The 20,283-nt window shown below is 61.9% G+C and carries 23 protein-coding genes; 13 read left to right on the top strand and 10 right to left on the bottom strand.

Annotated features, from left to right (window positions below; genetic code table 11):
- Nucleotides 1-11 precede the first annotated feature (11 nt).
- The 5 genes from manD to QMG79_RS08635 all read left to right on the top strand — a co-directional run bounded on the left by manD (nt 12) and on the right by QMG79_RS08635 (nt 4,239).
- The gene (manD, locus tag QMG79_RS08655; protein ID WP_283538189.1) at nt 12-1,241 is read left to right on the top strand and encodes a D-mannonate dehydratase ManD; all 1,230 of its coding nucleotides are present in this window, start codon (nt 12-14) and stop codon (nt 1,239-1,241) included.
- A 74-nt stretch (nt 1,242-1,315) separates the two neighbouring features.
- Nucleotides 1,316-1,888 carry an orotate phosphoribosyltransferase gene (pyrE, locus tag QMG79_RS08650; protein ID WP_283538188.1) on the top strand — a complete coding sequence of 191 codons (573 nt, stop codon included), beginning with the start codon at nt 1,316-1,318 and terminating at the stop codon, nt 1,886-1,888.
- Between the two features lie 60 nt (nt 1,889-1,948).
- Nucleotides 1,949-2,710: a GAF and ANTAR domain-containing protein gene (locus tag QMG79_RS08645; RefSeq protein WP_283538187.1), complete on the top strand. Its 762-nt coding sequence runs from the start codon at nt 1,949-1,951 to the stop codon at nt 2,708-2,710.
- 103 nt (nt 2,711-2,813) lie between these two features.
- Complete coding sequence (locus QMG79_RS08640) at nt 2,814-3,122, top strand: hypothetical protein (protein WP_283538186.1); 309 nt, start codon at nt 2,814-2,816, stop codon at nt 3,120-3,122.
- Nucleotides 3,123-3,216: 94 nt separating this feature from the next.
- Entirely contained in the window at nt 3,217-4,239 is a 1,023-nt protein-coding gene (locus QMG79_RS08635; protein ID WP_283538185.1) for an alpha/beta fold hydrolase, read from the top strand.
- Nucleotides 4,240-4,271: 32 nt separating this feature from the next.
- Here QMG79_RS08635 and QMG79_RS08630 read toward each other — a convergent pair whose 3' ends face one another.
- Nucleotides 4,272-5,102: an HAD-IIA family hydrolase gene (locus QMG79_RS08630; RefSeq protein ID WP_283538184.1), complete on the bottom strand. Its 831-nt coding sequence runs from the start codon at nt 5,100-5,102 to the stop codon at nt 4,272-4,274.
- Nucleotides 5,103-5,184: 82 nt separating this feature from the next.
- Here QMG79_RS08630 and QMG79_RS08625 point away from each other — a divergent pair, with 82 nt between their 5' ends.
- The 4 genes from QMG79_RS08625 (at nt 5,185) to QMG79_RS08610 (ending at nt 7,770) form a co-directional block, all read left to right on the top strand.
- Entirely contained in the window at nt 5,185-5,868 is a 684-nt protein-coding gene (locus tag QMG79_RS08625) for a TrmH family RNA methyltransferase (protein WP_502934724.1), read from the top strand.
- 142 nt (nt 5,869-6,010) lie between these two features.
- Entirely contained in the window at nt 6,011-7,033 is a 1,023-nt protein-coding gene (gene fbaA, locus QMG79_RS08620) for a class II fructose-bisphosphate aldolase (protein ID WP_283538183.1), read from the top strand.
- On the top strand, nt 7,033-7,464 hold the full coding sequence (locus tag QMG79_RS08615; protein ID WP_283538182.1) for a DUF3151 domain-containing protein: 432 nt from the start codon (nt 7,033-7,035) through the stop codon (nt 7,462-7,464). Before fbaA ends, QMG79_RS08615 begins: the two co-directional genes overlap by 1 nt.
- A 90-nt stretch (nt 7,465-7,554) precedes the next feature.
- Nucleotides 7,555-7,770 (top strand): hypothetical protein, encoded by a 216-nt coding sequence (locus QMG79_RS08610; RefSeq protein ID WP_283538181.1) that lies wholly within the window; start codon nt 7,555-7,557, stop codon nt 7,768-7,770.
- Here the strand turns inward: QMG79_RS08610 and QMG79_RS08605 are convergent.
- On the bottom strand, nt 7,767-8,396 hold the full coding sequence (locus tag QMG79_RS08605) for a uracil-DNA glycosylase family protein (protein WP_283538180.1): 630 nt from the start codon (nt 8,394-8,396) through the stop codon (nt 7,767-7,769). The two genes, QMG79_RS08610 and QMG79_RS08605, sit on opposite strands and share 4 nt — an antisense overlap.
- Before the next feature lie 334 nt (nt 8,397-8,730).
- Here QMG79_RS08605 and QMG79_RS08600 point away from each other — a divergent pair, with 334 nt between their 5' ends.
- Entirely contained in the window at nt 8,731-10,020 is a 1,290-nt protein-coding gene (locus QMG79_RS08600; protein ID WP_283538179.1) for an adenylosuccinate synthase, read from the top strand.
- A 10-nt stretch (nt 10,021-10,030) separates the two neighbouring features.
- Here QMG79_RS08600 and QMG79_RS08595 read toward each other — a convergent pair whose 3' ends face one another.
- From QMG79_RS08595 to QMG79_RS08560, 8 genes are all read right to left on the bottom strand, one after another.
- The gene (locus QMG79_RS08595; protein WP_283538178.1) at nt 10,031-10,297 is read right to left on the bottom strand and encodes a YrhK family protein; all 267 of its coding nucleotides are present in this window, start codon (nt 10,295-10,297) and stop codon (nt 10,031-10,033) included.
- Between the two features lie 151 nt (nt 10,298-10,448).
- Nucleotides 10,449-10,943 carry a CoA-binding protein gene (locus QMG79_RS08590; protein WP_283538177.1) on the bottom strand — a complete coding sequence of 165 codons (495 nt, stop codon included), beginning with the start codon at nt 10,941-10,943 and terminating at the stop codon, nt 10,449-10,451.
- Entirely contained in the window at nt 10,940-12,283 is a 1,344-nt protein-coding gene (locus QMG79_RS08585; RefSeq protein ID WP_283538176.1) for an O-acetylhomoserine aminocarboxypropyltransferase/cysteine synthase family protein, read from the bottom strand. Before QMG79_RS08585 ends, QMG79_RS08590 begins: the two co-directional genes overlap by 4 nt.
- The gene (gene sfnG, locus QMG79_RS08580; RefSeq protein ID WP_283538175.1) at nt 12,283-13,476 is read right to left on the bottom strand and encodes a dimethylsulfone monooxygenase SfnG; all 1,194 of its coding nucleotides are present in this window, start codon (nt 13,474-13,476) and stop codon (nt 12,283-12,285) included. Before sfnG ends, QMG79_RS08585 begins: the two co-directional genes overlap by 1 nt.
- 12 nt (nt 13,477-13,488) lie before the next feature.
- Nucleotides 13,489-15,528, bottom strand: a complete 2,040-nt coding sequence (gene acs / locus QMG79_RS08575) for an acetate--CoA ligase (RefSeq protein WP_283538174.1) — start codon at nt 15,526-15,528, stop codon at nt 13,489-13,491.
- Nucleotides 15,519-16,409 (bottom strand): ABC transporter permease, encoded by an 891-nt coding sequence (locus QMG79_RS08570; RefSeq protein WP_283538693.1) that lies wholly within the window; start codon nt 16,407-16,409, stop codon nt 15,519-15,521. The genes acs and QMG79_RS08570 overlap by 10 nt, the downstream gene beginning before the upstream one ends.
- The gene (locus QMG79_RS08565) at nt 16,409-17,440 is read right to left on the bottom strand and encodes an aliphatic sulfonate ABC transporter substrate-binding protein (protein WP_283538173.1); all 1,032 of its coding nucleotides are present in this window, start codon (nt 17,438-17,440) and stop codon (nt 16,409-16,411) included. The genes QMG79_RS08570 and QMG79_RS08565 overlap by 1 nt, the downstream gene beginning before the upstream one ends.
- Nucleotides 17,441-17,556: 116 nt before the next feature.
- Nucleotides 17,557-18,372, bottom strand: a complete 816-nt coding sequence (locus QMG79_RS08560) for an ABC transporter ATP-binding protein (protein ID WP_283538172.1) — start codon at nt 18,370-18,372, stop codon at nt 17,557-17,559.
- Nucleotides 18,373-18,715: 343 nt separating this feature from the next.
- Here QMG79_RS08560 and QMG79_RS08555 point away from each other — a divergent pair, with 343 nt between their 5' ends.
- Genes QMG79_RS08555 through QMG79_RS08545 form a run of 3 tightly spaced genes read left to right on the top strand, consistent with a single transcriptional unit; the run spans nt 18,716 to nt 20,232 of the window.
- Nucleotides 18,716-19,144, top strand: coding sequence for a CoA-binding protein (locus tag QMG79_RS08555; protein ID WP_283538171.1), 429 nt, complete (start codon nt 18,716-18,718; stop codon nt 19,142-19,144).
- A gap of 52 nt (nt 19,145-19,196) precedes the next feature.
- Nucleotides 19,197-19,622: an MmcQ/YjbR family DNA-binding protein gene (locus QMG79_RS08550; RefSeq protein WP_283538170.1), complete on the top strand. Its 426-nt coding sequence runs from the start codon at nt 19,197-19,199 to the stop codon at nt 19,620-19,622.
- 58 nt (nt 19,623-19,680) lie between these two features.
- Nucleotides 19,681-20,232 (top strand): DUF1990 domain-containing protein, encoded by a 552-nt coding sequence (locus QMG79_RS08545; protein WP_283538169.1) that lies wholly within the window; start codon nt 19,681-19,683, stop codon nt 20,230-20,232.
- The last annotated feature ends 51 nt before the right edge of the window (nt 20,233-20,283 follow it).

Raw genomic sequence — 20,283 nt, 5'->3', positions numbered from 1 at the left:
GGTTCCTCGGCATGAAAATCATCGCAGCGGACGTCTTCGTAACCAGCCCTTCACGCAACTTCGTCACGTTGCGGATCACGACCGATGACGGTGTCACGGGCATCGGTGACGCCACGCTCAATGGGCGTGAACTGGCAGTGGCGGCCTATCTTAGGGAGCACGTTGCGCAATTGCTGATCGGGAAGGACCCGCACCGGATCGAGGACACGTGGCAGTTCCTCTACCGAAGCTCCTACTGGCGGCGTGGCCCCGTGACCATGGCTGCTATCGCTGCCGTGGACATGGCCCTGTGGGACATCAAGGGCAAGGTGGCCAACATGCCCGTCTATCAACTGCTGGGCGGTGCATCGCGCAGTGGGCTCCGCGCCTACGGCCATGCATCAGGAGCGGATCTTCCGTCCTTGTTCGACTCCGTTAATGAGCACCTGGAACTGGGGTACAGGTCCATCCGGATCCAGACTGCCGTGCCGGGCATCAAGGCTGTCTACGGTGTTGCAGCCCAGGCCCAGGCCACCGGCGAGCGCTACGACTACGAACCTGCTGGCCGGGGCGCGTTCCCCCTCGAGGAGGACTGGGACACGCGCGCTTACCTCCGGCACCTACCCACGGTTTTTGAGGCTGTCCGTAACGAATTCGGCCCGGAGATCCCGCTGCTCCACGATGGCCACCACAGGATGACTCCCATCCAGGCCGCCAAGCTGGGCAAGGCGCTGGAACCATATGACCTGTTCTGGCTTGAGGACTGCACCCCCGCAGAGAATCAGGAAGGGCTGCGCCTGGTCCGCCAGCACACCACCACGCCACTGGCCATTGGCGAGATCTTCAACACTGTGTTTGACTTCCAGACACTCATCAAGGAACAGCTGATCGACTACGTGCGCGCCGCATCCACGCACTTTGGCGGAATCTCGCCGCTGAAGAAAGTGATGGACTTCGCTGCCCAATACCAAATCAAGTCCGGCTTCCACGGACCCACCGACATCTCTCCCGTAGGCTTCGCCGCGCAGCTGCATGTGGGCTTGGCCATCCACAACTACGGTATCCAGGAGTACATGCCGCATTCGGAGCGCACCAATGAGGTCTTCCATCAGTCCATGACCTTCAGGGACGGCTATCTGCACCCCGGTGACGAGCCGGGGATTGGCGTCGAGTTCAACGCCGACGCTGCAGCATCGTTCCCCTACCAGCAGGCATACCTTCCCTATAACCGGCTGGTAGACGGCACAGTCCACGACTGGTAAACGACGTGCCACCGGCTGGCCCCGGGCCGGTTTGCCGGGCACAAACACTCCCGCTGCCCGGTAAACTGGAGGCCATGACCACCACAGCTGATTCCGCCGCAGCCCGCGCTCGCCTCCTTGAACTCATCAAGGAACTGGCAGTTGTCCACGGCAAAGTGACTCTCTCCAGCGGCAAGGAAGCCGATTACTACATTGACCTCCGCAGGATCACCCTGCACCATGAGGCCTCGAAGCTGGTGGGTCAGGTCATGCTGTCCCTGGTGGACGACGCCGGTGTGGACTTTGAGTGCGCGGGTGGACTCACCATGGGTGCTGACCCCGTGGGTACGGCCGTGATGCATGCCGCCGTTGACGCTGGCCGTCCAGTGGACGCCTTCGTGGTGCGCAAGGCCCAGAAGTCCTATGGCATGGGCCGGCAGGTGGAGGGTCCCTCCGTCGTGGACCGCAACGTCCTTGTCCTTGAGGATACGTCCACCACCGGTGGATCCGCGCTGACCGCCGTCGAAGGTGTCCGTAGGGCTGGCGGCAACGTTGTTGCAGTTGCAGTGATCGTGGACCGTGACACGGGTGCCAAGGAAAAAATTGAAGCCGAAACCGGCGTCCCCTACCTGTTTGCCTTCGGCAAGGATGAACTCGGTCTCGCCTGAGGCATCCAGGGCGGTCTATTCTTTGTTGGATCCAACAAAATTACCAGTGGAGAAACCACAATGACTGAGTCTGCGGAAGTCGCGATGTCAGTGATTCAGATCCAGAATCTGATCCTGGAAAGCGCCGATTTTGAAGCGTTCCTCAATGAGCTTGCACGGCTTTCCGCCCATGCCGCTGCCGACGGCGGGGAGGACGCCTACTGTGGCATCACGCTGCTCCGTGACAGGAAGGCTGCCACCATCGGGTGGAGCAGCCCAGAGGCGCGGTCGGTGGATGAAATCCAGTACTCCCTGTCTCAGGGGCCGTGCCTCACAGCTGCACAGGAGGAGCGCGAGGTCTACATCGCGGACCTGCACGAGGAAGATCGGTTTGGGCCCGACTACGCCATGGCCGTGGCCGAACGTGGGCTGCGTTCGGTCCTTTCCGTACCCTTCCATCTGCAGGGAGACGCCAAAGCTGCCCTGAACCTCTACTCCGATGTACCCAACAAGTTCACGGACCAGGCCAGGGAACGGGCTCGCGAATATACCCGCGAGGTCTCGCAGGCGCTCCGGCTGGCTGTGCGCTTTGCTGTTCAGAACGACACAGCCACCAACCTCCGGGCCAGCATGGAGTCCCGGACAGCCATCGATATTGCGGTGGGGATTGTCATGGCCCAGAACCGGTGCAGCCAGGAAGCTGCAGTGCAGATCCTGACCAAGGCGGCATCCAACAGCAATACAAAACTGCGTGACCTGGCCAAGTCCCTGGTGGCTTCGGTGGGTGGCGGGACCCCTGTGGCAACGCACTTCGATGCGCCCAGCCAGAGCCAGGTGGGATAGGGATTGTCCGCCCTGCGGAAAATAGTTTGGTGATTCATGCCCTGCCGGTTACGCTCAGACCGGTTGAGTAAACGGCCATAGCAGCACTCACTTTGGAGTTCCTATGGACCGCAGTACAGACATTCTGGCCCAGGTTTCCGGTCAGGGCATTGCCCCGGTAACGGCACTTTCCCCCGCTGCGGATTCCCCGGTGGCTCTTGCCCGGGCGGAAGGCCTGTCCGGGTTGACTGAAGCGAACAGTCCACTCGACGAATGCCACCTTTCAGACCGCACGGATGACGAGCTGCTGATGGCCAGTGACCAGGCCTTCGCCCGCATGGAAGACGCCCCGGGCCAGCGCAGCGCGGACTTCCTCGCCGAATACGCAGCAATCGCCGTAGAACTCGACCGCCGGGAAGAACTGTCGAGCTGACTCCTTGGCCTCAACGACTGGTGGGTAACCGGATCCTGACCCAACGGGCCGCCCTGCGGCAGCAGGAGAGAGCCGGTACCGATACGGTAGATGTGTGGAGCACAACCGGGAAGAGATTGCTGCCTCTGCCAGGCTCCTGGAGCAGGCAGAAGCCCTGCGCAAATTTTCCCGACGGAAGTTTCTGGTCGGGACAAGCATCTCTTCCCTGCTGGCAGCAGACATGCTCTTTACCCGGCGGGTCCAGACCCAGCGCCGCGTCACAGCTATTCTTCCGGTGCAGGATGACTTCGCTGATTCGTACCACCCCAACGCCAGCTGGTTCCTGTTTCCAGGCTTCAAGACGAGCTGGGAGGAAGCCCAGTGGATCCTCAACTCCCTCCGTGGAGCCCTTAACAAGCGGGCCCGGCTCGCCGCCGTCGGCTATTCCAACGTGGGACTCGAGGTCAGCGACGTGGTCGCAGCGCTCCTCGCATACGTCGAAGAGCAACAGATCACCACCCTTTACTTCTATGGGCACAGCTTCGGCGGCATGCTCGCGACTCAGGTGGCCGTCCAGCTGCGGGAGGAGCACGGGATCGAGGTTGCCATGATCCTGCTGGACTCCACCCCGTGTACCCGCAATGACGTCCTGGACCAGAGCTGGTTTGACGGCGTCGTCTTCCTCTATGAATCGGGTTTCCGGGTTCCCTCCGTCCTGCGGGGCAGTTACGAGCTGGGCGAACGCGTAATTCACAAAAATGAGCGTACATGGCGCCAGATCCTGGACCAGAGCCTGGAACAGCTCTCACCCATCGCTCCATCGAGTGTGCTGGTGCAGACCGAGTCGGCGTATATTTTTCACTTTGAAGCGGCCCCGCTTGCGGGCAGGCTGGGGCAGACCAAGATGGCATATTTGGGCAGCCCGGCGGATACAACCGTCAGGTACTTCACCGCAAGCGCAGCCTGGGCCACAATTTTCGCCCAGAACATGGTCTCGGCCGGCCTGCAAACAACTGGTGCGCGCCCCGCCCATGCCAGCCCGCAGTGGAACCCGTTTATTTACCGCCCCTTGATCACCCAGATCCTGGACGAATCGTTCCCACTCCCTAAGGGAAGTTCACCGGCCACGGCATTTTGAGCGCGGCCGGTGTTCCTGGGTTCCGCTGGCGCCTAGACCTGGTCCTTGAGGTCCGCCACGGAGTTCAGGATCTGATTGGGGCGGAACGGGTACGCGGCAATGTCCTCGCGCTGGGTGATCCCGGAGAGCACCAACACGGTGTGCAGCCCGGCTTCCATGCCAGCGATGATATCCGTGTCCATCCGGTCACCGATCATTGCGGTGGTCTCGGAGTGGGCATCGATCCGGTTCATGGCGGAGCGGAACATCATGGGGTTCGGCTTGCCCACAATGTAGGGCTCGCGGCCGGTAGCCTTGGTGATCAGTGCAGCAATGGCGCCGGTGGCCGGCATGGGGCCGTCCTTCGACGGTCCAGTGGCATCCGGGTTGGTGGCGATAAAGCGCGCTCCGTCCAGAATCAGCCGGATAGCCATGGTGATCGCCTCGAAAGAATATGTGCGCGTTTCCCCCAGCACCACAAAGTCGGGATTCTGGTCGGTGAGGATGAAACCGGCCTCGTGGAGCGCCGTCGTGAGTCCTGCCTCGCCAATGGTGTAGGCGCGATTGCCGGAGTCGGAGCCGTGCACCTGGTCCTTGAGGAACTGCGCAGTGGCGAGCGCCGAGGTCCAGATGTTCTCCTCAGGGATTTCCAGCCCGGAAGCGTGCAGTCGGGCCGCAAGGTCGCGGGGGGTGTAGATCGAGTTGTTGGTGAGCACCAGGAACCGGCGGGATGTATCAACCCACCTCTGGATAAGCTCTGCGGCTCCGGGAACCGGCTGGTTCTCGTGGACCAGTACGCCGTCCATGTCAGTGAGCCAGCACTCGATTTCCTGGCCATTGCGGTAGACCGTGGGGGTGGGGGTGCCCTGTTCTGCTTCTGCCATGACGTCCTCCGAAGATGGTGGGGTGGGTGCCGTGGAGCCGGTGCGGTGCATCGTCCCACGCAACCCAGTCTAGTGTTGAACCGTGAACCAGACGCAGGAAACCCCGCAGCCAAAAGATCCCACCACGGCAGCGGAGGTAACGGAGCCCGCCGTCGTGGCTGAAGTGGGGCTGGGACCCTGGGAGGGTGACTATCCTGCTGGAGACCACTGGGATCCGGAGTTGCTGGCCGCTGGCGACAGGCGCAACGTGGTGGATAAGTACCGGTATTGGAAACACGATTCGATTGTGGCGGACCTCGATTCGAAGCGGCACGACTTCCATATCGCCATCGAGAACTGGCAGCACGATCTCAACATTGGAACGGTGGTGCGGACCGCCAATGCGTTCCTCGCCAAGGAAGTCCATATCATCGGGCGACGTCGGTGGAACAAGCGCGGGGCCATGGTCACCGACAGGTACCAGCACGTCCGCCATCACCCCACCGTTGAGGATTTTGTCGCCTGGGCGCAGGGGGAGGGCTTGCAGATCATCGGCATCGACATCTTCCCCGACTCCGTGCCGCTGGAAACCTACGAACTGCCACGGAACTGCGTGCTGGTGTTCGGCCAGGAGGGACCAGGACTCAGTCCCGAGGTCCACGCTGCTGCATTGGACACGCTGTCCATTGAACAGTTCGGCAGCACCCGCTCCATCAACGCAGCATCCGCTGCCGCCATAGCAATGCACGCCTGGATTCGCCGGCATGTGTTCAACCAGGGCCTCTAGTCTCCCTCGCTTCATCGATGCGTAGAGGCGGCAAACGTAACCGGGCGCACGCGGAGCGCAGGATGGCTAGGATGGTGCCTAGCCGTAAGCGGTCTATTCCAGGGCTATCGGCCCATAGACGAATCTGAGCATAGGAGTCAGCATGCCCATTGCAACCCCAGAGATTTACTCCGAAATGATTGACCGTGCCAAGGCTGGTGGATTCGCTTTCCCCGCCGTGAACGTCACGTCATCCCAGACCCTCAACGCCGCCATCCGTGGTTTTGCTGAGGCTGAGTCCGACGGCATCATCCAGGTCTCCACCGGTGGTGCGGCGTACTGGTCCGGCGCTTCGGTCAAGAACATGGTTACCGGTTCGCTGGGTTTCGCCGCATTTGCCCGCGAAGTTGCCAAGAGCTACAACGTCAACATCGCCCTGCACACTGACCACTGCCCCAAGGACAAGCTCGAAGACTTCGTCCTCCCGCTGCTGGCCGCCTCCGAAGAAGCCGTCAAGGCTGGCCGGGACCCCATCTTCAACTCCCACATGTGGGATGGCTCGCATGAGACCCTCGAAGAGAACCTGCGCATTGGCCGGGAACTCCTGGAGCGCACGGCTGCAGCCAAGATGATGCTCGAAGTTGAGATCGGCACCGTTGGTGGCGAAGAAGACGGCGTCGAGAACGAGATCAACGAGAAGCTCTACACCACCACTGCTGACGCGCTGGCAACCATTGAGGCGCTGGGTCTTGGCGAAAACGGCCGCTACCTCACGGCACTGACGTTTGGCAACGTCCACGGCGTGTACAAGCCCGGCGGCGTGAAGCTGCGCCCGGAGCTGCTCAAGCAGATCCAGGCTGAAGTTGGTGCCAAGCTCGGCAAGGACAAGCCGTTCGACCTGGTCTTCCACGGCGGATCTGGTTCTTCTGACCAGGAAATCGCCGACGCTGTTTCCTTTGGTGTCATCAAGATGAACGTCGACACCGACACCCAGTACGCCTTCACGCGTCCAGTGGCCGGTCACATGCTTGCCAACTACGACGGTGTCCTGAAGGTTGATGGCGAGGTCGGCAACAAGAAGATGTACGACCCCCGCGTCTGGGGCGCATCTGCAGAAGCCGGCATGGCAGCACGGATCGTGGATTCAGCTCGCCAGCTCGGCTCGCTGGGCAAGACGTTTTCCTGATGTCTGACGAGTTCCGCAAAAACCTGATGGCGCCGGAGCCCACCCTGCTCCCGGCCGAGACCGAGGTGTACGCCCAGCTTGATGCCGGGCAGGAAGCCCTGGACCTCGTCGAGTCAAACCCCACGTCTTCCCTGCTCTGGGCCGTTTTGGCAGAGGAAGCCTGGAACGAAGGCCGCACCATCGAGTCCTACGCCTTCGCGCGCGTGGGCTACCACCGTGGCCTTGACTCCCTGCGCCGCAATGGCTGGCGTGGAACCGGGCCCATCCCGTGGGAGCACCAGCCGAACCAGGGTTTCCTGCGTGCGCTGTACTCGCTGGGGCGCGCATCCGGCGCCATCAATGAGGCTGACGAACACGCCCGGATCCAGAAGTTCCTGGCAGAGTCCGATCCCGCTGCCCAGGCAGCTATCGAGGCCACTGCTGGGCACTGAGCTGTGGCTGACTTCTGACTGACGTACGACGACGGGCGGTCACCTTCCTTGCGGAGGTGGCCGCCCGTCGTCGTGGTGTCCGGTGTCCCTGTGCGGTCATCGAGTTCGCTGGAGGAGTGCGCCGCGATCATCGAGTTCGCGGGAGGAGTGCGCCGCGATCATCGAGTTCGCGGGAGCGGCGCTTTTTCGCTGGAGCGTTCCAGCGACCCCGGTACCTCTCCCGCGAACTCAGAGCATGGCGCCAGCGGCTTGCAGCGTGGGATCAACCACGCCTTCGATCACGCTGGGGTGGAGGGGGGCACCTAGGCCTTGGCGAGGCCCGTCCGGGCCATGGCATCTGTGTAGGCAACACGCATGTCGGCGAGGAATTCTTCCTGGCGTGCAGGTGAACCTGCGAACGCGCGGCCGCTCAGGGAGCGCACCTTGTAGGTCTTCAGGCCACGGCGCCACAGCAGTGGAACCTCGGTCTTCAGCAGCATGGTGGCGAGGCGGTTGGCTTCCGCGCCGTGAGCAACAATAACGGATGCGCGGGGAACCAGAGCCAGGAACTTCAGCAGTGGCTTGAGCCCAGCGGAGACCTGATCCGGGGTGAACTTGCCGTTGGGCTCACCGGGTGTGTGCCAGGGGTGGGTGTTCCAGGGCATAACGTATTCCGGTCGTAGGCCCAGCTGCCACTGCAGACCCAGCATGCGGGTGACGGCCTCTGCGTCACCGGGAACAGTGAACCCGGATTCGTCTGCCTCGCCAATGTTGGAGTAGAGGCTGATGATGCGGCATTCGTCCACGTCGTGGATGGGATCCACGTAGGGCACGGTCGTGCCAGGCTTTGTGGCCTGCAGGGCGTCACAGAGTTCGTTGACGGCGCCAACCGAGGGCTCGTACCTGCGGCTGAGGAGCGTTTCGCGGATGTTTTCGGATGCCGGTGCGGTCATGAAGGGCTGTTTCTCCTGCGTATTTGGTGCTGCATGTCTGGTGCTGCGTCCGTCTTGGGTCCGGGCACGGGGAAGCGCGCCGGTCCAGGGGCGGGTTGAAGAGGGAAGGCCGGAACTCTCCGACACTTATCAGTTTAGCAAGCCCCACGAAATGCGCTGTCGGCGCCATCCGCTAAACTTGGGTGGTAAGAGCCCCGGACCTCTTGCACGTCGAATCGGAACTGTCAGTGCGCACTTCGCCCACTGACAGGCGTCGAGGCAGGTGGAATCGGGGCATTTTCATGTACGGCGCTGAGCCACCGCGGCCTGGCCCGAAAGAATGGGGGAGGATCCCATGCCAGCAATCGTGATCGTCGGAGCCCAATGGGGCGACGAAGGCAAAGGAAAAGCCACTGACCTTCTGGGTCACCGGGTTGACTACGTCGTCAAGCCCAACGGTGGAAACAACGCCGGGCACACAGTTGTCGTGGGCGGTGAGAAGTACGAGCTCAAGCTCCTTCCTGCCGGTATCCTGAGCCCCAACGCAGTCCCCATCATCGGCAACGGCTGCGTGGTGAACCTTGAAGCACTCTTTGAAGAAATCGACGGGCTGGAAGCACGCGGTGCGGACACTTCGAAGCTGAGGGTCTCCGCCAATGCCCACCTAGTGGCTCCCTATCATCAGGTCCTGGACAAGGTCACGGAGCGCTTCCTGGGAAGCCGCGCCATTGGCACCACCGGTCGCGGTATCGGACCTGCCTACATGGACAAGGTGGCCCGGCTGGGCATCCGGGTCCAGGACGTCTTTGACGAGTCCATCCTTCGTCAGAAAGTGGAGGGTTCCCTCCGGCAGAAGAATGAACTCCTCGTCAAGATCTACAACCGCCGCAACGTGGAGGTTGAAGAGATTGTGGAGTACTTCCTTTCCTTTGCCGATCGCCTGCGTCCCATGATGATCGACAGCACGCTGGTACTCAACAATGCACTGGACGAGGGCAAGGTGGTCCTCATGGAGGGTGGCCAGGCCACGTTCCTGGACGTCGACCATGGCACGTACCCGTTTGTGACGTCGTCCAACCCCACCGCTGGCGGCGCCTCCGTGGGTTCGGGCATTGGCCCCACCCGCATCTCGCGCTCCATCGGCATCATCAAGGCATACACCACACGTGTTGGCGCCGGACCGTTCCCCACCGAACTCTTCGATGACATGGGTCTTTACCTGCAGAAGACCGGTGGCGAGTTCGGCGTGAATACCGGACGTCCCCGCCGCTGTGGCTGGTACGACGCCGTTCTGGCGCGTCACGCTTCACGGGTCAACGGATTCACGGACTACTTCGTGACCAAGCTTGATGTCCTGACCGGTATTGAGCAGATCCCCGTCTGCGTTGCGTACGACGTCGACGGCGTCCGCCACGATGAAATGCCCATGACCCAGACGGACTTCCACCACGCGACACCAATCTTCGAATACTTCGAAGGCTGGACAGAAGACATCACCGGTGCCCGCACGCTGGAGGACCTTCCGGAGAATGCGCGCAATTATGTGCTGGCGCTGGAGAAGGTCTCAGGTACCCGTTTCTCCGCAATTGGCGTGGGACCTGATCGCGATCAGACCATTGTGATCAACGACCTCATCGCTGACTGAAAGTTTCCCTTCAGTAATCGTTGCTGTTGACGTTCCTCGAAACTGTTGTCAGGTGGATGTTCCTGGTTAACCTGATCACGGGACGGATCAGGAGCTCTACCGAACCAGCGAGAAACAGCCAGGTTCCTGTGATGGTGGAGCTTTCATTGAAGAACAGAATGCTGCCAGCAATGAACCACAGCGCGATCATCACATCGTTGAGGATCGACAGGGTCTCGTACCTGTTGTGCAGGACCAGCTCTTTTCCGCCGAGATTGAGGTCCAGATCTTTCGGCACAGCAGTCCTTCCAAAGTCCTTGACGTGGCCGCATGGTGTGGCTGCACGGCTGAGGACCCTATGGGTTCCCTGCATTCAAGACTAAGCGGATACGGCAAGGACCGGGGCAAGCCAACAGGCTGACCCCGGTCCTTGGCTTTGTCCTAAGGGCCTACGCCAGCATCTGGCGCCGTGAGGAAATCACGCCGGTGTTGAACCCGGCCAGGTGCAGACCGCCGTGGAAACGGGCATGCTCAATTTTCACGCAACGGTCCATCACCACGTCCAGTCCGGCGGCCTCGGCGTCGGCTGCCACTGTTTCGTTCCACGAGCCCAGCTGAAGCCAGAGCGTTTTGGCCCCTGCAGCGATTGCTTCCGCAAGGACGCCGGGCAGGTCAGCGTCCTTGCGGAAGACGTCCACTACATCGGGACTTTCCGGCAGGTCAGCCAAAGAGGCGTACGTGGGCTGACCCAGGATTTCCTTCACCACCGGATTAACGAAGTAGAGCCGGTAGTTGGTCGACGACTGGAGGTACGTCGATACAAAGTAGCTGGCCCGCGAAGGTTTGTCCGAGGCACCCACAATGGCGATCGATTTCGCTTGGCGCAGCAGCTGCAGTCTCTCAGGAGCAGACGGTCCGGTCCAGGTTCGGGATTCGGTGCTCATGAGGTGGCTCCAATCGTCAGGGATTCCTGGCCTGCTGCGGAAGTCCCGGATCCAGTTCCTGTCGCAATCTCCAGGGCCTGGTCCAGATCCCAGAGAATATCCGCAAGATCTTCAAGGCCTACAGAAATCCTGACCAGATCCTCCGGAATGCCCGCAGTCTCAAGTTGCGCTGCATTCAGCTGCTGGTGTGTCGTGGAGCCCGGGTGGATCACCAGGGTCCGCGAGTCACCGACGTTGGCCAGGTGTGAGGCCAGCTGGAGTGATTCTATGAATGTCTGCCCGGCGATGCGGCCACCCTTGACACCAAACGAGAAGACGGATCCCGGACCCAGTGGAAGGTACTTCTGCGCCCTCTCGTAGTGCGGATGGGAGGGAAGCCCGGAAAAGTTTACGTACGCAACGCGGGGATCCGCCTCAAGCCATTCCGCTACTGCCTGTGCATTCTTCAGGTGCTCATCGAGGCGCTGTGGCAGCGTCTCAACGCCCTGCAGGAGCTGAAATGCGGACATGGGGCTCAGTGCGGGGCCAATATCGCGCAGCTGCTCCGAACGCAATTTGGTCAGGAAGCCGTACTCGCCAAAGTTCTCCCACCACGAAACATTGCCGTAGGAGGCTACTGGTTCGGTCATGGCCGGGAACTTGCCGTTGCCCCAGTTGAACCTGCCGCTTTCGACCACCACGCCACCGAGGGTGGTGCCATGGCCACCCAGGAACTTGGTGGCCGAATGGATCACGATGTCAGCACCGTGCTCAAGCGGACGCACCAGGTACGGGGTGCTCAGTGTTGCATCCACCACCAGGGGGATGCCGGCGTCATGTGCCACGGCTGCCAGTCCCGCAAGATCCTGGACCTCCGAGGACGGGTTGGCCACGACCTCCACGAAGATCGCCTTGGTGTTTTCCTGGATGGCTGCGGCGTAATCGGCAGGTTCGGTCCCTGCGACGAAGGTGGTGTCCACGCCAAAGCGGCGCAGTGTCACATCCAGTTGCGTCACCGTGCCGCCGTAGAGCTGGGACGCTGCCACAAGGTGGTCCCCGGCCTGGGTCAGGGCTGCGAACGTAATGAACTCCGCAGACATGCCCGAGGCGGTGGCAACCGCGCCGATACCGCCTTCGAGGGACGCGATGCGTTCCTCGAATGCCGCCACGGTGGGGTTACCGATCCGGGAGTAGATGTTGCCGTATTTCTGCAGCGCAAAAAGGTTTGCGGCATCCTGGGTGTCTTTGAAGACGAAGGACGTGGTCTGGTAGATCGGGACGGCACGGGCGCCGTGCTCAGCGTCGGGAGTGCCGCCCGCGTGCAGTGCCCGGGTGCGGAAGCCAAAAGTACGGTCCGCCATCAGAGGGCCGCCAGCGACGCGGCTGCGGAGACGCCAGAGAGGTCGAGTTCGGTGCCGTTTCTCCGGGCAAGATCCGCCTCAAGGTCGCGGACAATCGGCAGGATGTCCGTTCCGAAGGCCGCTACCTCCTCCTGGAAGTGCAGGTAACCCGTGAGGAACAGGTTCACGCCAATCTTTTTGAATTCCACAATTCGCTCCGCAATCTGTTCAGGGGTTCCGATTAACTGGGTTCTGAAGCCATCGTTGTACTGGACCAGGTCCTCGAAGCTGGAATCGGCCCACATGCCCTTGCCATCCTTCGTGGAGGCGCCAGCTTCCTGCACTGCGTCACGGAAGCCCTCGACGGCGGGCCGGTGGGCTTTTTCCACAATCTCGCGAAGGGTGTCGCGGGCCTCCTTCTCGGAATCACGGGCAATGACGAATCCGTTCAGGCCAAAGCGTGGTGCTGGCAGTGCGCCCTCTGAACCCCGGCCTGCGTCCGTGGATGACGCCAGGACGCCAGAGATGTTCTCGCGGAAACCATCCAGGTCTTTGCCGTTTGAGAAATACCAGTCAGCCACGCGGCCAGCAGTGGATTGGGCTGCTGTGGAGTTGCCGCCGAAGAAGACCTCAGGGTGGGCCCGCCCCGGAACGTCTACCGGTGCCGGGTTCAGGCTGAACTCATTGATGTTGTAATACTTCCCCGCCTGGCTGTACTCGGTTTCGGTCCACAGACCGCGGAGCACGCGGATGAATTCCTCGGTTCGGACGTAGCGTTCGTCGTGTTCGAGCCATTCCAGACCGAAGTTCTCGAACTCTGACTTCAGCCAGCCGGAGACGATGTTCACGGCAGCGCGGCCGTTGGAGATGTGGTCTGCCGTGATGATGAACTTCGCCAGCACCCCCGGGTGCCACATGCCTGGGTGTACGGCGGAAATGACTTTGAGGCGTTCGGTAGCTCCCAGCAGCGCCAGCGAAAATGAGGTCGCCTCGTGCTGCTTGTCCGCACCGTAGGACGCTGCGTAGCGGGTCTGGGTCAGTGCGTAGTCAAAGCCGGAATTTTCCGCAATGCGGGCAAGCTTTTTGTTGTAGTCGAAGTCCCAGCTGGTGCGCTGTTCTATGGTGGAGACCACCAGGCCGCCGGAGACGTTGGGCACCCAGTAGGCAAATTTGAGGGGTTCGGCGAGACGGGCGACGGGGCTGACTTCAGTCATGGCAGGTGTCCTTTACTTCTGTCCGGTGGTGGCTGTGCTTGGGGGTGTGCTTTTTCCGGAGCGTGAGTGGTAGCTCAGGAGCGCATCCTGGATACCGGCGATCGCCGGCTCGTTCTGCAGCGAGGTGGTGTCCCCGAGGGGCGAGTCTTCAAATAGTTGCGTAAGGAGCCGGCGCATGATCTTGCCGCTGCGGGTCTTGGGTACATCAGGAACGACGACGACGTGGCGTGGTTTGGCAATCGGCCCAATCCTGGCTGCAACGTGGGTCCGTAGTTCCTCGGCCAGAAAGGAGGGACCCACGCCGGCTGGCTCCGCGACACCAGTTCCTGCTGGGCGGGAACGGGTGGGGACCACAAATGCGACGATGGCATGCCCGGTCAGTGGGTCCGTCACTGGACATACGCCAGCTTCCACCACGTCGGGGTGGCTGACCAGCGCCGACTCGATCTCAATGGTGGAGAGCAGGTGGCCGGAGACGTTGAGGGTGTCATCGATCCGGCCGAGGATCCAGATGTCGCCGTCGGCATCGTATTTTGCTCCGTCACCGGCCAGGAACCATCCCTGCTCGGGGTACTGGCGCCAGTAGGAGGAAAGATACCGTGCGGGGTTCCCCCACACGGTCCGGGCCATTGCTGGGCCAAGACCGTCCACCACAATGAACCCTGGGACGCCAGGAGCAACGGTGTTACCTTGGGCGTCCACAATCCTGGCGCTTACGCCTGGCAGCGGACGAGCCGCGCAGCCTGGCTTAAAATCCGGGTCCGTGGGTGCGGGGGAGAGGATGGTGGCGCCGGTTTCGGATTGCCACCAGGTGTCCACCATGGGGGCTGTCCCGTTTCCCACGTTCTCGCGCAGCCAGCGCCAGGCTTCGGGGTTGACGGCCTCGCCGACGGTTCCCAGCAGGCGGATGGAGGAGAGATCGTACTTTTCCGGTACCCCGTCCGGGAACCACCCCATCAGAGACCGGACCAGGGTTGGGGCGGTGTAGTACTGCGTGACGGCGTAGCGTTCGATGATCTCGAAGTGGCGCCCGGGGTGTGGGGTATTGGGAGTTCCCTCGAAGATCACCTGGGTGACCCCGTTGGAGAGCGGTCCATAGATTTCATAGGTGTGGGCCGTGACCCAGGCAAGGTCCGCCGTGCACCAGTGCACGTCGTCCGCACGCAGGGACGGATCCGGGTTGCTGAAGAGGTGGTCAAAACTCCAGGAAGCCTGGGTGAGGTACCCGCCGGAGGTGTGGACAAGTCCCTTGGGCTGACCTGTGGTCCCGGAGGTGTACATGATGAACAGTGGTGTCTCGGCGTCGAACGCTTCCGCCGTGTGTTGCGCCGATGCCGTATCGACGACGTCGTGCCACCAGATGTCCCGCCCGGGAGTCATGGGTACGCTGTTCAGTTCTTCCGGGCGCGTGGTGCGATTGACCACCAGGACATGTTCGATCGAGTTCTCGCCAGCAACTGCCGTGTCGGCGTTGTCCTTTACCGGCACGGCGACGCCGCGTCGGTACTGGCCATCCGTTGTCACCAGGAGCTTGGCATCGGTGTCCTCTACCCGGAACTTCAGTGCTTCTGCCGAGAAGCCGCCAAATACCAGGGAGTGAATGGCGCCAAGCCGGGCTATCGCAAGGGTGATGATGACCGTTTCCGGAATCACGGGGAGGTAGACCACCACGCGGTCACCCTTGCCAATACCAAGGTCGGCCAGTGCGTTGGCGGCTTTCGAGACTTCGCGCTGCAGAGCCGCATAGGTAATGCTGCGGCGGTCACCCGGCTCACCCTCGAAGTGCAGCGCAACCTTGTTGCCGCGCCCAGCCACCACATGGCGGTCCACGCAGTTATACGCGACATTCAGGGTGCCACCGGCAAACCATTCGATGGCTGGGACGGAGTACTCGGCTTCATCTGCTGCCACCTCGGGGCCGCTGAGGCGGGAGGCTTTGGTGAACGTGTGCGCCGTGTGCCAGGGCTGTTCCCAGTCCAGCCTCCTCGCAGCCGCCTCCCAGAACGCAATTCGGGCAGGTGCATCAGGGTTTTGAGTGGTGCTCAAGCCCATCGCTTCACAGCCCATTTCTCGGCCAAGCCCAGCAGGGCATCGGTGATTTTTCCGATCACGGCCAACATGATGATGGCCAGGAACATCCGATCCGTACGGCCGTTGTTCTGTGAATCAGTGAGGAGGAACCCCAGGCCCATGGAGGAGGCAATGAGTTCCGCCGCCACCAGGAACAGCCACGCCTGGGCAAGTGCCAGCCGCAGTCCAGAAAAGACGGAGGGGACGACGGCGGGTAGCTGCACTGTGGTAAGCAGGCGGACACCCTTGAGGCCAAAAGCCCGGGCCGCTTCCACAAGATTTCTGTCCACATGGCGCAGTGCCAGTGAAACGGTGGTGAACACCGGGAAAAAGGCGCCAATGATGATCAGTGTGATCTTGGAATCCTCGCCAATCCGCATCCAGAGGATCAGTAGGGGAACCCATGCCAGGGAGGGTACCGCGCGCAGCGCGCCGAGTGTCGGGGAAAGCAGCGCATCAGGAAGCCTGGAAAGTCCCACCGTGGCACCGAGGAAGAGGCCAAGGGCCGCGCCGATGGAGAATCCGATCAGGACTCGCTGGGTGGAGATGGCAATGTGCGTGCCCAGCTCACCGCGGGCCACCAGTTCTGAAGCTGCGGTGAACACCATAGCGGGGGACGGCAGCTGGACGGGACTGAACGCACCGGCGGTGGATGCAATCTGCCAGGCGGCCAGAACGATTGCAGGCAGTAGCATCCCGAGGGGCAGACGCGCCCAGTTCCTTGAGCGGACTCCGGCGGGAGACCATCCCGAAGCTGGAGCAGGGGCCTTGGAGGTCCCTGCCTGGGTTGCGTCTGCCGTTGTTGTGGCTGCGGCTGCAGCACGCGCATCCACAACGCTGTTGCCGGTGAGATGGGGCTCCATCACGAGTCCTTAATGGCTGACGGATCAGCCTTCTTCACCAGCGAGTCATCAAGGAGAGAGGCAACGGCGTCGTCAATTTGCTGCTGGGAACTGACGTCCCCGGTCTCCACGAAAGTGGGGCCAATTTTTTCGAGCACCTTGCGCTGGGCCTCTCCGGGAGCGGGGTCCACGTCCAGGTTGCTGCGCTCAAGCACCACTGTCTTGGCCACGTCCAGGTCCAGGCCTGCCACATCAGCCAGGATCTGGGCCGTTTGATCGGGGTTCTCTGCGGCCCAGGCGCGCGCCTTTTCGTAGGCGTTCACCACGGCCTGGGCCAGTTCCGGCTTCTCCTTCAGGAAGGATTCGTTGGCGTTCAGGAATCCATAGGTGTTGAAGTCCAGGTTGCGATAGATCAGCTTGGCACCATTTTTCTCTGCTCCAGCCATGATGGGGTCCAGCCCGGCCCAGGCTTGGACCGAGCCATTTTCCATGGCTGTCCGGCCATCTGCGTGCTGGATGTTCTCCACGCTTACGTCACTGGGGCTCAGCCCGGCCTGCTCCAGGGACTGGAGCAGGAAGAAGTAGGGGTCCGTGCCCTTTGTCGCAGCAACGGACTTGCCCTTCAGATCCGCCACAGACGTGATGGGGGAGTCCGCCGGTACCACCAGTGCCGACCACTCGGGCTGCGAGAAGATGTCGATGGTCTTGATGGGTGAACCGTTGGACCGGGCAAGGAGGGCGGCGGAGCCAGCGGTGGAGCCGACATCCACAGCGCCGGCCCGTAGTGCCTCATTTGCTTTGTTGGAACCAGCGGACTGGATCCAGTTGACCGTGACGCCCTGGTCTTTCAGGCTTGCCTCAAGCCACCCCTGGTCCTTGATGACCAGGCTCAACGGGTTATAAGTGGCGAAGTCGATGTTCAGCGTTCCGCCGGCTGCCGCCTGTGCGGATCCTTCGCCTGCAACACAACCCGTCAGGGCCAGGCTGGCAGCGGAGGCAAGGGCGGCTGCCCCAAGGAACGAACGGCGGGAGAAGCGTGTGGGATGCGACATGGGAGTCCTTCTAGGCGGAAATCAGGGGAGATAAGGGGCTGGCGGCAGATGAGTAGCCGCCGGTAGTGCACTGTGGTGACCGGTGGAACGGGTGGGTTGGCTGCAGCGCGCCAGTGTTAGTGGGCGCCGACGCCAAGGCTGGCAAGCAGTGAGCCGCGAAGGCTGGCAAGTTCGGCTGACGCTCGGTCTCGGGGCCGGCTGCCGGGTACCTCAATGGTGCGGACGATGGTGGCACCTGAATCGCCGCCGTCGGAACCCAGAACAATGATCCGGTCCGCAAGCTGCAGAGCTTCGTCAACGTCGTGGGTGACAAGCAATACGGTGGTGGGTTCGGCCCGGTGGACGTCCAGGAGGAGATCCTGCATCTTGATCCGGGTCAGGGCATCCAGCGCTCCGAAAGGCTCGTCAAGCAGCAGCACCCCGGGATTGCGGGCAAGCGCCCGGGCCAGCGATGCGCGCTGGGCCATGCCGCCGGAGACTTCGCGCGGTCGGTGTTTCGCAAATGGGGAGAGTCCCACAAGGTCCAACAGGCGGGCCACTTTGGCCTTGCCCTCCTTGGCGCTGGACCCCTTGGGCAGGCCGATTGCGATGTTGGCCTGCAGGGTGTGCCACGGCAGGAGTCGGGGTTCCTGGAAGGCGAAAGCGCAGCGTGGATCGATGCCTTCAACGGGTGTATCCCTGATGACGACGGATCCGGCACTTGGCGCATCAAGGCCCGCTGTCGCACGCAGCAGGGTGGACTTTCCGCAACCCGAGGGACCAAGGATGGCCAGCACCTCACCGGCTGCGACGTCGAATGTGACGTCCCGCAGGACAGTGTGGGTTGAGGGTCCGGAACCGAAGCTCCGGCGAAGGCTGCGGAAAGAGACTGGAAGTGCCCGCGCTGCCGACGAACGATCGGTAACAACGGGGTGGGGCAGGACTGCAGTCATGAAATCACTCCATCGGTCCTGGCAGTAGCACCCTACGGAGTTTCGCCCCTCCAGGATTGGTCAGATCCGGATTCCCAGGGCGTTGTCCTTGTTATCACCGCGTGCCTTGGGGGCGCCGGGTGACCAGGGTTGCTGCGGCTTCATCGATCCAGGTCTCTCGGCCGCTCGGGATGGTCAATCATCATGCAACAGCATCAAGTCGCCTTTGGACAAATTTCAGGCCCCCAGGGCGTAATAAACGGGCGTAATATTCGGTTACCAGGGTCTATTGGTCATGAAATGTGAGGATTCTTCGATTTAGCAGTGATTCCGGCGTGCTTTGGGTGAGGTTTAGGCTGGATTCATGGCACATGTGAATGATCAAAGCGTGATCGACCGTCTTATGCGGACCCCCGGAACGTGGGCCGTCGTCGGGTTGTCCACCAACGAGTGGCGGCCTGCCTTTGGTGTGTCCCTTTTTGTACGGGACACGCTTGGCATGCGCATCATCCCCGTCAACCTGCCTGGTGCTGATGTCCACGGCGAGACTGGATACCGCAGCCTGGCGGACATTGCAGTGGCGGAGCACCCCCTGGATGTGGTGGAGTGTTTTGTCAATTCCAGCAGGGTTGGGGCCGTCATCGATCAGGCGATTGCCGTCGGAGCCCGGGCCATCTGGTTGCAGGTGGGAGTGTTCGACGACGCAGCTGTAGACCGTGCCAAGGCTGCAGGCCTGGACGTAGTCGTGAACGCCTGCCCTGCCCAGGAGGGTTGGCGGATGGGTCTTCGGTGATCATCACAGTGCCTTCCGCGCTCTTGGCGTGAACTGAACGTAGGCTGTATCCATGGACGGTGCGCAGCTGCGAGAGTTTTGCCTGAGCTTCCCCGGAGCTTTTGAGGACTTCCCTTTCGGGCCGGAATCCTCCGTGTTCAAGGTAAAGTCTGCCATCAGTGGAGATACCGGAAGCGTGGCAAAGATGTTTGGTCTCTCGAACCTCTCCGCGTCCTCCCTCCAGGTCAGCCTCAAGTGCGAGCCCGCTCTTGCCGTTCAGCTGCGGGCAGCACACCCCGAAATCACTGGAGCGTGGCACATGAACAAGTTCCACTGGAACGGTGTCCGCCTTGACGGAGACCTGGACGATTCCATGATCAGGGACATGGTGGAGGACTCCTATGACCTGGTGGTGGCGTCCTTCCCCCGCAAACAGCGAGAACAGCTTGGGTGGGCCATGCTTTCTGCTAGCTCTGGCACTCCGGGCCAGCGACCCTAGACCCACTGCCTCCCGGCCCACATCACACGTATCAACACTCACCGACCTACGGAGTCCTATGTTGAATAGAGCCACATCCATCCTGCAGCGTGAGAGCGTCCTGGCGTATCCGGGAATCGGATCCACAAGGACCGGGGATTCACCTACTGGCTTCAAACGAACCGACCATACAGTGGTGGTGGGGCATGGTTACGAGGCGTATCGCCAGCTCGCGGAAGGGATTCTGGGCTGGGAGCTGCAGCGGCGCTCCGGGCTGAAAGTCACGGCCTCCTCGCCGCGTGCCACACCCGGCGTGCGCGTGGTCAATGGTTTCGGCGTCGGACCCCTCCGGGTGAATGCGCCGTGCGAGGTCATCTGGACCCGTGAACCGGTGCCCGGCAGTGTTCCGCAGCGCGCGGGGTTCGGCTACGGCGCGCTCAAGGGCCACCCCGTCACTGGTGAAGAAGCTTTTGAGGTGGAACTCACCGACACCGGTGAAGTCCGGTTGGTCATCACAGCCTTCAGCAAGCCAGCAAACTGGTTCTACCGCGCGGGCAGCCTTGCAACCGGCATCGCCCAGCGTTACGTCACCGCACACTACATCGCCAGTGCTAGGGAACTTATCAGCTGAGTCCCCTCACCTGCAGGGCACCTTGTTTGCCTGGGGTGCGTCGGTCAAGAG

The sequence above is a fragment of the Pseudarthrobacter sp. PS3-L1 genome (genome assembly GCF_030063285.1).
In the GTDB taxonomy this organism is placed as follows: Bacteria; Actinomycetota; Actinomycetes; order Actinomycetales; family Micrococcaceae; genus Arthrobacter.
Note: the sequence above shows the minus strand (reverse complement) of the source record. Positions and strands in the feature narration are given on the sequence as shown.